At 39.2% G+C, this 14,720-nt stretch carries 13 protein-coding genes and 1 riboswitch; of the genes, 8 read left to right on the top strand and 5 right to left on the bottom strand.

Features of this window, described 5'->3' with window-relative positions; genetic code table 11:
* The first annotated feature begins 30 nt into the window (after positions 1–30).
* Together QR721_RS13490 and QR721_RS13485 are read left to right on the top strand one after the other, a co-directional pair.
* Complete coding sequence (locus tag QR721_RS13490) at positions 31–801, top strand: response regulator transcription factor (protein WP_348027854.1); 771 nt, start codon at positions 31–33, stop codon at positions 799–801.
* Complete coding sequence (locus tag QR721_RS13485) at positions 798–2,540, top strand: cache domain-containing sensor histidine kinase (protein ID WP_348027852.1); 1,743 nt, start codon at positions 798–800, stop codon at positions 2,538–2,540. Before QR721_RS13490 ends, QR721_RS13485 begins: the two co-directional genes overlap by 4 nt.
* A 178-nt stretch (positions 2,541–2,718) precedes the next feature.
* Here the strand turns inward: QR721_RS13485 and QR721_RS13480 are convergent, their stop codons facing one another.
* From QR721_RS13480 to QR721_RS13470, 3 genes are all read right to left on the bottom strand, one after another.
* A complete protein-coding gene (locus tag QR721_RS13480; protein WP_348027850.1) occupies positions 2,719–3,180 on the bottom strand; it encodes a staygreen family protein in 462 nt (153 codons plus the stop codon).
* Positions 3,181–3,491: 311 nt separating this feature from the next.
* Positions 3,492–4,331: an STAS domain-containing protein gene (locus QR721_RS13475; RefSeq protein ID WP_348027848.1), complete on the bottom strand. Its 840-nt coding sequence runs from the start codon at positions 4,329–4,331 to the stop codon at positions 3,492–3,494.
* Positions 4,332–4,906: 575 nt separating this feature from the next.
* Positions 4,907–5,569 (bottom strand): TetR family transcriptional regulator, encoded by a 663-nt coding sequence (locus QR721_RS13470; protein ID WP_348027846.1) that lies wholly within the window; start codon positions 5,567–5,569, stop codon positions 4,907–4,909.
* A gap of 193 nt (positions 5,570–5,762) precedes the next feature.
* Here QR721_RS13470 and QR721_RS13465 point away from each other — a divergent pair, with 193 nt between their 5' ends.
* Together QR721_RS13465 and QR721_RS13460 are read left to right on the top strand one after the other, a co-directional pair.
* The gene (locus tag QR721_RS13465; protein WP_348027845.1) at positions 5,763–6,404 is read left to right on the top strand and encodes a nitroreductase family protein; all 642 of its coding nucleotides are present in this window, start codon (positions 5,763–5,765) and stop codon (positions 6,402–6,404) included.
* A gap of 29 nt (positions 6,405–6,433) precedes the next feature.
* Positions 6,434–6,730 (top strand): putative quinol monooxygenase, encoded by a 297-nt coding sequence (locus QR721_RS13460; protein ID WP_348027843.1) that lies wholly within the window; start codon positions 6,434–6,436, stop codon positions 6,728–6,730.
* A gap of 130 nt (positions 6,731–6,860) precedes the next feature.
* Here QR721_RS13460 and QR721_RS13455 read toward each other — a convergent pair whose 3' ends face one another.
* On the bottom strand, positions 6,861–7,457 hold the full coding sequence (locus QR721_RS13455; protein WP_348027841.1) for a TetR/AcrR family transcriptional regulator: 597 nt from the start codon (positions 7,455–7,457) through the stop codon (positions 6,861–6,863).
* A gap of 339 nt (positions 7,458–7,796) precedes the next feature.
* Between QR721_RS13455 and QR721_RS13450 the strand changes: the two genes are divergently transcribed.
* From QR721_RS13450 to QR721_RS13435, 4 genes are all read left to right on the top strand, one after another.
* On the top strand, positions 7,797–9,272 hold the full coding sequence (locus QR721_RS13450; RefSeq protein WP_348027839.1) for an MDR family MFS transporter: 1,476 nt from the start codon (positions 7,797–7,799) through the stop codon (positions 9,270–9,272).
* 366 nt (positions 9,273–9,638) lie between these two features.
* Positions 9,639–9,724: riboswitch (cyclic di-GMP riboswitch) on the top strand.
* 537 nt (positions 9,725–10,261) lie between these two features.
* Positions 10,262–10,501: a hypothetical protein gene (locus tag QR721_RS13445; protein ID WP_348027837.1), complete on the top strand. Its 240-nt coding sequence runs from the start codon at positions 10,262–10,264 to the stop codon at positions 10,499–10,501.
* 221 nt (positions 10,502–10,722) lie between these two features.
* Positions 10,723–11,889, top strand: a complete 1,167-nt coding sequence (locus QR721_RS13440; RefSeq protein WP_348027835.1) for an acyltransferase family protein — start codon at positions 10,723–10,725, stop codon at positions 11,887–11,889.
* A gap of 119 nt (positions 11,890–12,008) precedes the next feature.
* A complete protein-coding gene (locus QR721_RS13435) occupies positions 12,009–12,377 on the top strand; it encodes a DUF805 domain-containing protein (protein WP_348027833.1) in 369 nt (122 codons plus the stop codon).
* 70 nt (positions 12,378–12,447) lie between these two features.
* On the opposite strand, the gene gshAB is transcribed toward QR721_RS13435, so the two are convergent.
* Positions 12,448–14,706, bottom strand: a complete 2,259-nt coding sequence (gene gshAB, locus QR721_RS13430; protein WP_348027831.1) for a bifunctional glutamate--cysteine ligase GshA/glutathione synthetase GshB — start codon at positions 14,704–14,706, stop codon at positions 12,448–12,450.
* Positions 14,707–14,720 lie beyond the last annotated feature (14 nt).

Below are 14,720 nucleotides of genomic sequence, written 5' to 3'. Positions count from 1 at the left end.
GCCTTTCTTTTTTTAGAAAGGGTGAGCACGATGTATACATTGCTTGTGGTCGATGATGAACCGCTTCTCATTCGTGGGATTCGCGCGTTTATCGACTTTGATGCTCTCTTAATTTCCGACCTGTATGTAGCATCGGACGGAGAGGAAGCACTTGAATTGTTTAAAACATACCGGCCGGACATTGTGCTCGCCGACATCAATATGCCGAAAATGAATGGCCTGGATTTTACTGCGCGTGCCAAGGAACTGAAGCCAGATGTCAAAATTGCGATGATTACAGGTTATGATTACTTCGACTATGCCCTGACTGCACTTAAGCTAGGTGTGGATGATTATATTTTGAAGCCTGTATCAAAGACGGATATTCAGGAGATTTTGAGCAAGCTTACAGCGAGGGTGCAGGAGGCGAAGCGTGCTCATGAAGTGTCACGGCTGGTGGGTGGCCTGATTCCAGAAGCAGGGGGCGCAGTGGAAGCTTCCAATTACAAAAGACAGATTCAGCAGGAAATCAACGCCCATATCGGGGACATGGATTTTTCACTCTCCTATTTGGCAAACGCCTTGTCTCTCAGCCCGTCCTATTTGAGTTCTTTGTTTAAGACATTGTACGGCACTACGTTTCAACAATATATGATCACGGCGAGGCTGGATCGGGCGAAGATTCTTCTGCTCAGCACCGATATGAAGATATATGAAATTGCAGCTGCAGTCGGCTTTGAGGACCCGAATTATTTCAGTGCAGCTTTTAAGAAGCAGTTTGGTACCTCACCGAATCGGTATAAGGAGCAATCCAAGAAATGAAGCACCATTTGAGGGAGAAATTCAGGAAACTGCGCATACAAATCACCTTTCACTATTTGCTTGCCAGCCTGCTTGCGCTCGTACCAATGGCGGTAATTCTCTATTTGAGCATGTCTTCGATTGTGCTGGGTGATACCAAATCTAACATGAAGACGGCAGTCAATAGAAGTGGTATGTACATCGATCTTTATATTGATCGGCTGACAGCTGTTTCGCGCTTGCTTGCCGAGAATCCACAGCTTGAGCGCTATTTCTCAGGACAAGCTCGGCCACAGAGTTTGAAAAGGGATATTCGAGAAACGATTAATACAACGCTTGCCTCCGACCGCTTCATCAAGTCTGTTGTCATGGTCAGCAAGGATGGCGAGGTCATCTCTAATGAGAAGGGTCTGATCATGAGCAAGTCGGCGAATATGATGGAAGAAACATGGTACCGGAAGGCAATTGCAAAGGGCGGCCAGCCTTTTCTGACTTCTGCCAGGATGCAAGGCTTTACAATGGACCGGGATGCTTGGGTCATCTCAATAAGCCGAGAAATTCAGGATACAAAGGGCGACAATATCGGAGTGCTGCTCATTGACTTGGATTACCAAGTTATCGAGGACTATTTGTCCAATCTGAACCTTGGGGAAAAAGGATTTTCCTTTATTTTAAACGGCCAGTCGGAAGTCGTTTACCATAAGAACCCGGCCTATTTCCAGGATGAGCAGAAACAACAGGAGCTAAAGGGGATTGTTGCTGACCAATTAGGATACGACAAGAAAGAGAACACCCTGACATATACGTATCATTTAAAAAATGCTGAATGGGAGCTCGTCAGCGTATCCTCCCAAGACAGTCTAATTGCGGTAAAAAGGCAATTGATCGAAATTTTCGTCTTGGTCGGTCTTGTTCTGCTCGGACTTTCAGTGTTGAGTGTCTGGCTGTTTGCACGGCGGGTTACCGCACCGTTCCAGCGGCTTGAACAGGCAATGCAAGCGGTGCAAACTGGTTTATCCGAAGTTGCAGTTGATGAGAAGGGTTGTTATGAGGCGGAGAGTCTGGCAAGGCATTTTAACAGCATGATGCAACGGATTGACGGACTAATGCAGGAGATAAGGAAAAATGAAAAGTATCTACGTAAAGCCGAGATCAATGTGCTGCACAGTCAGATTAACCCGCACTTCCTTTATAATACGCTGGATACGATTATTTGGATGGCGGAGTTTGGAGATCATGAGAAAGTGATCGACCTGACAAAAGCACTGGCTGCATTCTTCCGCCTTTCCTTAAGTGGCGGCAGTGAATGGACAACAATTGAGCATGAACTGGAACACGTCCGTCATTATTTGTTCATTCAAAAAGAGCGATACAGCGATAAGTTGCAATATGAAATTCATTGCGATGACAAACTGAGAGAGGTGGGAATCCCGAAACTGATTCTCCAACCAATCGTAGAAAATGCGCTTTACCATGGTATTCGCCCCCTCCCGCATAAAGGGCTGATTAAGGTAGCGGCTTCTCTGCATGATGATAATATTGTTCTGTCAGTCGAAGACAACGGTAAGGGTTTCAATATGGACGCATTGGAGCATGTACGTAGCCATGAAGGTGTTAAACTTGGCGGCATAGGTATTGCGAATGTAGATGAACGTATCCGCCTGTATTATGGTGATGGCTATGGGATAAGCATTCAGTCCGGCGCGCTGGAAGGGACAACAGTGACAATCAAGCTGCCCAAACGGGTGAACGGAAACTGAGATACTGTTTTTTGGCAACGAAAGGAACGCCAGAGAAGCTATTTTAAGAGGAGCGGTTCATTAGAAAAGCAATAGTTCTTAACCACGAATGGTCCTGTACAGACCGGGTTAGAGCCGTTGCTTTTTCTTATGATTGATCTTGACTGGAACGGTTTGGAGCGGCTCTTTTCCTACTGTATTATTGCTTGTTTGAGTACAGACTAAAACTGCCCCAATTCTCTCGCCTGGCAAACTGAGGGTAATTGGATAAAAAGTATACGATTATTGGTGCGTGATTTAATTCTGAATAACAGTCGAATAAAGCTCTGTCACCGTATTGAATAGCCGTTAAGGCAAGTGGCAATTCGCGTCGGAAAATTTCATTTCGCGTTGTAGCTGTGTTTAGGTCATGCTCTCCTTGATCTATATATAGAAATACGTTGTAGTGTAAACAATTTCCTTTGGCCTTCCATTCACCTATGACTTCGTCTCTCATGTCAGGGTTAACCTGTTCCCACGCAATTTCAGTTCCGATTGTTAAGAATAATTCTCCAGTATAATCTGAGTGCGTTAGTGTGTACTTTCTTGGAATAATTGGTCTCGAGGCTGTTACACCATCTCTGTACTCAGTAAAAAGCTTCTCAGAATTGAACTTACTCAAGTCATCAACTCCAATTGGATCTATTTATCAATGTTATTCAGTTTGGAAGCAAAACGTTTATAAAGATAGGTGTGGAAATTAAGCCTCCCGCCTGATGAACGAGAGAGGAAGCACACTGTATTTACCAACAATGGTGGGTTAATGAAACAATTCAACAGCTAAGATATGCCTACAAAAGGGAGGGCTTAAGCTCCTCCTTAATCTGGAAAAAATGAATCAGCCCCTCTCTTATATGTGGAGAGGGGCTGGTTCATTAGCTTATGTCACCTCTTAATCGCTTCAGCTAATTACGGCGCTCGTTTGCTATATCTTTATGTTGTAGCTTTTATAGTAAAACCGATAGAAGCAAGGGCCTTTTTCAAGTTTGCTTCGAGGATGATTTCATTTAACTCCATCGAGATATGAGTGATTTGGAGTGCCATGTCAGGGCGAACTCCGGTGATGACCACTGTAACTCCCAGTAACTTCAGCATTTTAGCCAAGTTCAAAAGGTTGTTGACGGCTACATCATCCAGAATGATTAATCCTGATAAATCAATCACTAAATGACTGAGTGAGAGTCGCGCGCTTTCACTCACAACCACCTCTGTCATCGTCTGGGATCTGTACGTATTCATTTCCCCGATTAACGGAAGGATGGCAACTCCTTCTGTGATCGGCACTAAGGGAGTGGACAGGTTTTTTATATCACTATATGCCTTGTCCAAATCAAGCGCATTTGTCAACAAAGAAGCCATGGTCTGAAACATTTCGATATGATCATCGGTGAATGTAAAAGGCTTCGTATCCAGCCCGCAAATCGTTCCGTAATTCTCACCACTTTTATAGTAAATGGGAATGCCGATAAAGCAGCCGCTTCCTAGGTTCTTGGTTACATTGAGATGATCCGTCAATGGGCTTTTTGTGATATCAGGGATTATGAGAGGTTGATTCCCATGATCAACAGCCAATTTACAATAGGTCTCCTTAAAGGGAAGTGTGCTGCTTTCTTCAACAAGAGTTGCTCCCTGATTCAAGGCTTTTATTATTTGATTTGTGCAGTTGTCATTCTTTGCGATAAATAGGGTATTTACCTTGATGAATTTGCTCATTAACTCAAGGATACGGCTAGTGGTTTCTTCAAAACTTAGATGTTGATTCTCAGATGACATATAGTTCTCCCCTTTTCTCAATTATATATAAGAAATTCTTTAAGTACCTAACTTTGTAGTGCATTCTAAAGTTAAATTCACAAATTTAACCTTTTAGAGCATATATTTTAAAACCATTTAGCAAAACACATCAGGTAAGCAAATGATTCAGAATTGTCCTTTTATCGAATACCTTAAGGCAGCTTCTGACGGGAGGTTCCTTTTAGAAGTTAATATTTGCGAAGTTCATAAAGGTATTCCCTGAAAGCGCGTAGGAAATAAATCATTGTAATTACCCCATATAAAGGATTCTGATTAAGTTATACGCATTCTGAATTCTTTAAACGATATAAGACAGACTAAAATCAAAAGGGAGGTTATTGTTAATGCCAAAGGGTAAAAAACCGAAGACAAAGAACAAGAGCAAAGAAGAAATCAATGACATGAAAAACGATAACAAATACAAACGAAATCGTCCTCCGGGTAATTAAATAGCGCTACTCATCAAACTTAAAAAGAAAACTCGTTTAAAACGTTTGGCTGCAAAACGATAAATAAAAAAGACTCTTACCAGTGAGTAAGAGTCTTTTTAGTCATTAGATGACTGCCAGCTTTTTGAGGATGCCTTCCACCATTGCATTAATATCTTCATTCTCCTTGGATTGTAAATACTCAGGCTTTAGAATCTGGGTTTTCTTCGCAACATAATAATCGACTAGAGCTTGTTTCAATGACAATTCTTCCTCCGCTAAAAAGGCTGTATTCACCAATTTTCCTAGAACAGTTTCATCCTGAATAACCAAGATGGAGGGATTCAATTGATTAAAAACTTCTGCATGCATCCCATTTCGATAAAACGTATGAAGGGCAGATAGTTGTTCTTTTCTAGACTGCATCTTCTTATCGTAAAGATGCCTACAACTTGTTTTTAAATCAGTTAAATAAATATCTGAAGCGTAAACAGCTGAAGAAACAGCTTGTTCAAACACTTTTTGTAAACGAATTGGATAAGATATTTCTTCATTGGAAATGGTTTTACCAGCTTCATTTATATAATCAGTACAGAGATTAGTCAGCTCCATAATAATGTCTTCCTTTGAAGAAAAGTAGTTATACAAGGAAGCTCGGCTTAGATTCATCGTTTTTGCGATATCTTGAATGGTAAGGGAAAGGAATCCTTGAGTCCGAATGATATGGATTAAATTTTTTACATAGGTTTTTCTCATCATCTGTTTTTCATCAGGTGTAATTTTTTTCAAACTACCACTCCCTTTACCGGGAAATTATATCATAATTTAATCGTGTTCATTCGGCTCCTGATATTCCCAAATCTTTTTAGTTTACAACTGGAAGATAGGGGAGTAAGGTTATATACAGTTAATATTTTAGACACTTTATATAATTTTTGTCTAAAGTGTATATGAAAACAAACTGAAAAGAGGAGATACAACAATGACTTCCACAGCGCAAATAACTAATGATTTCAATAAAATTGTGACAGAACGCCGTTCAATAAAAAATTATGATAAGTCCGTAAAGATCAGCCAGGAAGAGATGACAGAAATTCTTAAATTAGCAACACGTGCTCCTTCTTCCGTTAATATGCAGCCATGGCGTTTTCTTGTGATTGAAAGTCCTGAGGCAAAAGCAACACTTACACCACTGGTACGTTTTAACCAAACCCAAGTTGAAACATCATCAGCAGTGATTGCTGTTTTTGGTGATATGAATAATTATGAGAAATTTGAAGAAATCTACGGAGCAGCTGTAGAGAAAGGATTTATGCCTTTAGAAGTAAAAGAAGAAATTCATGCTGCCTTTTCAGGATATTTTGAAGAAATTTCACGTGAAGACATGAAAGATGTTGTTTTAATAGATGGTGGACTCGTATCTATGCAGATTATGCTTGCTGCCCGCGCTTATGGGTACGATACAAATCCAATCGGTGGATATGAAAAAGACAAAGTTACAGAAGTATTTGGATTGGATAAAGATCGTTACATTCCAGTTATGCTCATTTCTATTGGTAAAGCAGCAGATAACGGACATACATCAGTTCGTCTGCCTATCGATCAAGTCGCGCAATGGAAGTAAAAATCTAAATAAGAAGGGATTGACGTTCGATGATTATTATTCACGCAAACCTCCATATAAATCCAGCTAAACGGGATTTATTTTTAGAGGAAACTAAGCCTTTAGTTACTGCCTCAAAAGAGGAAAACGGAAATATTTCATACCGCCTTCAAAAAGACACAGAAAGTGAAAATGTATTTACGATGGTGGAAGTTTGGCAGGATATGCAAGCTGTTGCCAATCATAACTCAAGCGAGCATTTTACCAAGTTCGTGGCAAATGCAAAGAACTTTTTGACTGCACCATTAGAGGCTAAAGCATTTGAGGCGGAGCCATTGGAAATATAGATTTCGCACTTTCAAATAAAATGTTTTTGCAATCTCAGCAAAAAAGATCCCTTTATACAGGGATCTTTTTTTAACATTAATTGTAAGCCTTTATTTCAGCTTCCCTCAAATGTCACTGCACCCTTTATTCTCAAATATACTTAGCAAAATAATGCTCAAACAGATAATCAATCTGCGTCTCTATCGGAATCTGCTTCCAGACTAGAGGCGCATTTTTTTTGCAAGCCATGAGGGAGGGGAAGAAAATGGCCGAGTGGAGTTGCACCATCATCATGGAGAGTGTATCTGAATCTTCCTCGCCTGTAATTTCCTTCAACGTATCTTTTATTTTGTTGACGCCCATTGTTCTCATGTAATCTTTGTATTCAAATTGGGATTCAAATATCAAATCGCCTTTACCGAGAACTTCTCGGAAAAGAGCAGGATATTGTAAAACTGAATTGGCATATTGAATCATGAAGGTCTTTAATCTTTCCTTTGGTGGCATGCTGAAATCGTCCAAAATGATAAAGAGCTTTTTTAATGAAGCTAACAATCGTTTCAATGCTTCATTGACCAATTTATCTTTTGAACCAAAATGATAATTAATCAGAGCTAGATTTACGTTCGCTGATGCAGCAATTTTTCTCAGCGTTACATTTTCCAGTCCTTCTGTTGTGATTAATTCCAAAGTTGTATTTAAGATATTCTCTTTTGTCGTATTTGCATTATCAGAGCCTTTGCTCATCTTGGAACGCTCCTAAGTTAACTATAGTTATTAATGTGAAAGTCGAGCCTGGTGTTAAAATCACGATAATACTACTGTTTGTGACCTGTCAAGCTTCTGCCCGAACAGTTTGCTGCCGATTAGTTATGAAGTAATTTTTTCTTGACAATTAAATGCCTAAAAGTTAAATTTTTATTTGAACATTGTTTTAAACGGTGTTTAAATTATTCTAACACAATGAAGAAAATGTTGAAATCACGGCATTTTTCCTTGTTTATGAAATATGAGTGAGAGGAGCACGTACTTAATTTGTCGTGAACGTAGGATTGAAAAATTAGATAGAAGAAAAGAGCTGAATGTATGACTGGAATACCCGAAAATAATAATGATACATTTTCCATCAAGACCATTATAGGACCAATATTGGCAGTCATTATTGGTATGATAATGGTTATTCTTGATAGTACGGCAATGAATGTTGCCCTTCCAGGGATTGTGAATGATTTTAAATCTGATGTTTCCACAATGCAGTGGTCTTTAACAGGCTATACGCTTGCATTGTCAGCCGTTATCCCGCTAGCTGGTTGGATGTCAGACCGATTTGGTGCAAAGAGGATATTTTTAACAACAATTATCTTGTTTACGCTCGGTTCTGTTTTATGCTCTTTTGCAAACACACCTGAACAGTTGATTTTTTATCGAGTGATTCAAGGGTTGGGTGGTGGAATGGTTGCACCGATTGGTATGGCCATTGTATTCCGTCTTGCTCCTCCAGACAAGATGGGATCGATTATGGGGACACTTGGGGTTCCAATGCTATTGGCACCTGCGTTAGGTCCTGTATTGGCTGGATATCTTGTAGAGTACGTTACGTGGCACTGGATTTTCCTTATTAATTTGCCAATTGGTATTATTGCACTTTTAGTTGGTCTTAAATATTTGCCAAAAGTGGAACGCAAAACTGTTCCTTCTCTTGATTACTTAGGAATTATACTAGCTCCTATTGCATTCGCAATGCTTGCCTATGGCGTTAGTGAAGGAGGAAAGAGCTGGTCTTCTAAGGAAACACTTACGGGTTTAATTGTAGGTGGCGTTGCACTCCTTATATTCATTTTCGTTGAACTCCGTCAAGAACAGCCTTTATTGGAGTTGAGGGTATTCAGATCACCTAATTTTACTAAAGGGATTGTCATTGCTTGGATTGCTCAAATTGCGTTGTTTGGCGTGATGATTATTGTTCCGTTATTCTTGCAGACCGTTCGTGGTTATGGGGCTTTAAATACAGGTCTAATTCTGCTTCCACAAGCTATTGCATCTGGTATTATGATGCCAATTGGCGGTCGTTTATATGATAGAATCGGTGCTCGCCCTCTTGCGATGACAGGTTTAACTATTATTGCTGCAGCACTGTTTATGCTTTCACGTATTACAATGGATACGTCGATCGGGTCCATTATTGCATGTTTGGTAATGTTGGGTGCAGGAATGGGATTGACGATGATGCCGGTTAATACCCATGTTCTTCAATCTGCTCCAAGACAGCTTGTTAGTCGTGTAACACCATTAACAACTGCTGCGCAGCAAGTAATGGTTTCATTTGCGGTTGCAGGTATGACTGGGCTCTTGACGGCAAGAATCACAGATCATATGACCGAAACAAAGAATCCTGTTGAAGCTTCTGTTGCTGCCTATGGCGATACGTTCCTCTTTGCCGCAGGAATAGCGATAATTGGTGCAATACTAGGAATATTGCTTAGCAAACCAAAACAGCAGCCGGTACAGGGTCCGGATGATGAATCAGAAACAACGAACCCTGCGATGATGGCAGGGCATTAAATATAAGAATCTTTTCTCTACAATGAGAAAAGATTCTTTTTTTTTCTAAAGTGTATAACTTATTGCATGTCTAGATTAATCAGTTATTGTAGCTTTTTTCTTATCATTAGTGCTAAGTGATTATCTAAAAGTCGAGCTTTAATAAAAAATGTTTTAAAAAATATGTAAATAGTTGTGGAAAAATGTCGATATATTATAAAGGGGAGTCTATTAGACTATATAGTGCGAATAAGATACCCTGAAAATGTTATCAGAGTAGCCAATGTATTATTTTCTATAAAGCTACTTTGGAAAAGCCACTACACCATACTTGTCAAGGGGTTTTAGAGTAACTGCTGAATTAGTTCATTAAAATTATTTACAGAAAAATGAAAAAGGCAAACTTACTGAAAGGTAAGGACGCAAAGCTACGGGTCTAAGGTTCTGTGAACTAGGATCGCCGGGTTTCCAAAAGTTTGTGAATAAATTTATATATCGGTTATAGGAACAACCATTGATTTAAATTTATCCACCATCTTTTTGGTGGATTTTTTTGTTTTGAGTAAATAATTTACATAATTACTAAAATTAATATTCCCGAAGGTATTCATGTCTGGATTTTGTTTTTCATTAATTTAGTAAGTGGGACTGGAGGCAGAGACACTTCTTAATCTCATGGTGTTTTGGTAGGAATGGCACTTCTATTGAAGACTCGAACCGAGATTAATAAGAAGAGAGGTAGAAATAAGATGGAAGCTACCAAAGAGAAGCAAGTCTGTTTCAATTGCAATGAACGAAAGTGTGTTAGTGAGTTTTATGAGAGAGGAGGTCGCTTTTTAAATTGTTCAAAATGTCGTGAGGCTAGAGTACACAGAAAAAAGTTATTTCAGATGATTTTAAATAATGATAAACAAAAAAGTCGGCATATTTAATCTTAATTTTTTTAATCGGTCTTGAGCCTTAACCTGAATGACACAACATGGTATGCACATAGAAAGGTGATGATTATTTTGACAGTATTATTTGGTTCAGTCGAGTATTTCCAAGAAGAAATAGCAACTAATATGACTAAAGAACAATTGCGAAATTTGTCTTTTGGAAGAAGTTTAGAAGTGGTCTATTCAGCAATAGAATATGATCTTCTGTATGATTTTGTTTGCAGCGAAACGATGAGGGAAGAACTGCTAGTTAATTTTGAAAAAGCATATGAAAAGGTTAGAAGTTCTTTGGAGAGCGTTAGTCTAAGATAATGTAAGCCTCTCTGAGGAAGGTGCGTAATTAACCCATTGCTTTTCTAAGGAATATATACAAGAATCATTGAACGCGAATGCCCCTTCCTGAAACAAGGAAGGGAGCGCCTCAATAATTTTTTGTCCCCGAATAGGTAATTGACCTAATCAATGAATGAGGATACGATATTTTTGTTTTAAATAACCACATACAACATCCTCAGGGGGATGGAGGAGAGAGAATGGGAAATGAAATCATTGTAACACGCAGGTATGATATTGATTGGCTTAGAAATTTTGGAATCTTATTATTATTCCCTTTTCACTCTGCAAGGGTCTTTGATCATTGGGATCCTTTTTATGTAAAAAACGAGGAGTTAAGTTGGGGGTTAAGCTGGTTTATTTCTGTAGCAAATCTTTGGTTCATGCCGTTGCTTTTTTGGTTAGCGGGATCGGCGTGCTGGTATGCACTTCGTGTGAAATCAAACGAGCACTTTATAAAAGAAAGGTTTAAGAGATTGTTCATACCACTCCTTTTTGGAATCTTAATTATTGTCCCACCTCAAGGCTACTTTGCAATTTTGAGTCATACTGGGGAATTCCCGGACTCTTATTTTATTTTCTTAAAATCCTTTTTCAGTGATTTTAGTGATTTATCAGGTTACTTTGGCACTTTTACACCAGCACACTTATGGTTCATTCTTTATTTATTTGTCTTATCCTTTGCTGCGCTGCCTGTTTTCCAAACTATAAAAGGTGAAAAAGGGAAGAGGTTCTTCGATAAGTTTCATAAGAGACTCAGTCATCCAGCCATTTTTATTCTTATTTTTATTGTATTAACTTTATCTTTAAAACTGCCCTCTCCGGGCGGACAAAACCCTTTCTATTACTTTCTTCTCCTTCTCATGGGATATATCACTTGCAGTGACGAGAGATATCAGCAAATGTTTAACCGTATTCGGTTAAAAGCTCTCATCGTCGTACTGATTACGACTCCGCTTTGGATAGTTTTGGTTGCTCAGAATCAAGGTGTGAAGGAGTTTTCAATATTAGGTATCTCTTTGATCTTTTTAAGATCTCTGAATGTATTGTTAGGTCTTATTGCGATTCTCGGCTTTGGGAATAAATATTTGAATATCCAACATAGGTTTTTGCCGTATTTCAATGAAGCTGCATTTCCGGTCTATATTATTCACCAAAGTGTACTCGTTGCGGTAGGTTATTACATGATCAAGTTGGACATTGGGGTTATGCCTAAGTTTCTTATAATTATGATTCTTACTTTAATACTTTCAGTGTTGATTTATGATTTGATCATTAAGCGTACAAAAATCACTCAATATGTATTTGGTGTAAAAATCAGAAGAACTGGACCAGATTTAAAGCAGGCAAAGAAAGTTATTTCTTAAGTCCAATTTTAATGCTCGGAATTTAAGAGGAAGAAATCTCATGTAAGAAGAACAGCGTGTTGAGTTTTCACAGTAATCCCATATAATGGTATATATACATTATATGGGGGTGTTACACAATGAAGTGGTACATAAAAGCAATAAAGAATTTTGCAGATTTTCAGGGAAGAGCACGGAGGAAAGAATATTGGATGTTCGTTCTTTTTAATTACATTTTCACACTTATTATTGGATTTTCAAATGAAATTATCACTCTTCCGGCGGCTATTGGATATGTCTATGTTTTTGGAATGATTGTGCCTAATCTTGCTGTTTCCGTTAGAAGGCTACATGATACGAATAGAAGTGGCTGGTGGGTGTTAATAAATATTATTCCACTAGTAGGTCCTATTATTCTGACAGTCTTCCAATGCTTAGATAGTACACCAGGAACGAATAAATATGGTCCTAATCCAAAAATAGAAACTGATTTGTATGAAGCAATATAAAATTAATAAGGCTGCCCTCCATGATAGAAATAATGGAGGGCAGCCTTTCAATGTTTCTCTGATTCAATGCTTAATTTATTTCTGGAAACACATACCGCAAGATATCTGTCGTCACTCGTCGGCCTTCGCCTTTATAAGGATAAATATGCATGTACATGGACGGATTGAAGTTCGCCTCAATAATGCCATAAGCACCCTTGTCAGATGCGGGAACAGTTATATCCTCAATAATTAGATCAATTCCACTAATCTTAGCTCCGAGGGCAGCGACGGCATCAACAGCGATTTTCTTATAATCATCAGAAATCTGATCCGTTACGTCAATGGAATCTCCGCCTGTGCTAACATTGGAATTCTCACGTAAGTAGACAGTTTCACCATTCTTCGGAATTGAATCGATTTTATGCCCTTGGGCCTTCAGCATAAGTTTTTCAATTTCTCCAAGCTGGATAACCTCCAAAGGTGTACGATGATCTCTTCCTCGTAGCGGGTCACGATTCTTCTCGGCGACAAGCTCCTCAATCGTACGTTTGCCGTCACCTTCGACATTTGCAGGTGTACGCAGTAGGATTGCGAGAACTTTGTCATCCAATACGAAGAAGCGGTATTCTGTTCCACTGAGAAACTCCTCAACTAGTACCGAAGAATCCTCCTGGAAGGCGATTTTGATTGCTTCTTCATAGTCTTCACGACTTGCGCCATCCTTGAAAATTGAAATGCCAAGTCCGTAATTAGTTGATTTTGGCTTTACGACAAAAGCTTTGGTCGAGAACATGTCATAGGAACGCAGTGCTTGTTCAATACGATTAAATTCTTCGCCGGCTGGTACGCGAAAACCGTGCTGCTGGAGAACTTTTTTCGTTACTGTTTTATTCTCCATAATTAAGGTAGCTATATAGCTGTCTTTGCTCGTCATATTGCCATTTTTCACATACTCAATACGGTCATTAAACTGAAGCTTCAAGAATTGGTCTTGTCTATCAAGAATTTCAATCTTAATTCCTTGCTGGATCGCATCAGACATTAAGATCTGAGTGGACAATTCCATATCAGTAAATCCTGTCAATTGATATGGTTTATCCCAGGCTGATTTATAATTCTCCTTAGCAATGGAAGTGGCGAGGTCGGCCTGGCAGCTTTCTTCGCTCTTCTGATAGAGTTTTCCAGCCAAGGTCTTGCTCGGGTCCTGAAGCATCTCTTTCAAATTAGCAAATAGCGTGTCTGATACAGGTAAGTTCAATGCTTCGGCCAATTGTTCCATCTCTTTAATTATTGCATTGGCATCCTGCTCAAGCTGTGTATGTGATAGTGGGTGCTCAAGAGCGACTGCTTCATTAAGGGCGTCACCTTCTTTTACCCACTCATCACAATGATTGCCTTCATCTTTCCATAGCATATAAAGGAGGAAGAGATGCAGAAACTCTGCTTGCTCATAGCTGATTCCAATTGTTTCAAAAGGATTCAAATCTATATTCCGCAATTCCATATATCTGACACCATGATCTGCTAAATCTGCAACTTGTCGGCCGCCTCTTAAACGAACAGAGGAGTAAAACTCCTTTTCTTCGATTAACAGACCTTTTTCAACCATCTGAGTGAGGTCTGTTATATATTTCTCTATGCTGCTGTAAGAGACGTGAACATCGTCATGATTGGAATATCCATATTTACTGTTTCTAATGCTTCTTACTGGCTTAGTTAAACAGTCGTTATCAAAGAAATTCTTTTCGCTCAAAGGAGAGGCACCGTAGAAATAAGTGACGAACCACTGATAATGCAAATAATTTCTTGTTACCTTAAGATAAATTTCTGTTTTAAATTGCCGATAATTCTTAAATTCTGATTGGAGATTGAATAGAGTCTGAATCAGTTCTTCAGCGAATTCAAAGTTAAAGTGAATGCCACTGATCATTTGTATACGGCGTCCATAGGACTTGGATAAGGAACGGCGATACAAAACGCTTTGGAAGTTTTTCAACTTCGCAATCTTAATGTCTTCTTCTTTCTTCGGCAGCTGAGGAGGCATGCTTAAAGGCCAAAGCATTTCTTGCTTGCCCATGGTAAGGTGGGCAACGTCATGAATGGCTGATAAGTAGTTAAACAGGTCTTCTAATGTCTCGCAGATCGGTGTGATCAATTCCATTTGTGTCTCAGCGAAGTCGCGCTGAATGTATGGGTGTTCATCTCTCTTCGCAATGCACTCAGGATGATCCGTCTCAGCTAGATTCCCTGCCAGGTCAACACGCTGACCTTCCTTTTCAATTCCGAAACGAGCTTTTAATAAATATGGCTTAACATGAGCATCGGCCAGCATTTTTTTTAAATCCATGTAAACTGTACCTC

Origin of the sequence: Aciduricibacillus chroicocephali (genome assembly GCF_030762805.1) — a bacterium.
Taxonomy (GTDB): domain Bacteria; phylum Bacillota; class Bacilli; order Bacillales; family Amphibacillaceae; genus Aciduricibacillus; species Aciduricibacillus chroicocephali.
The sequence above is the reverse complement of the archived record's forward strand: the minus strand, read 5'-3'. Positions and strand labels throughout refer to the sequence as shown.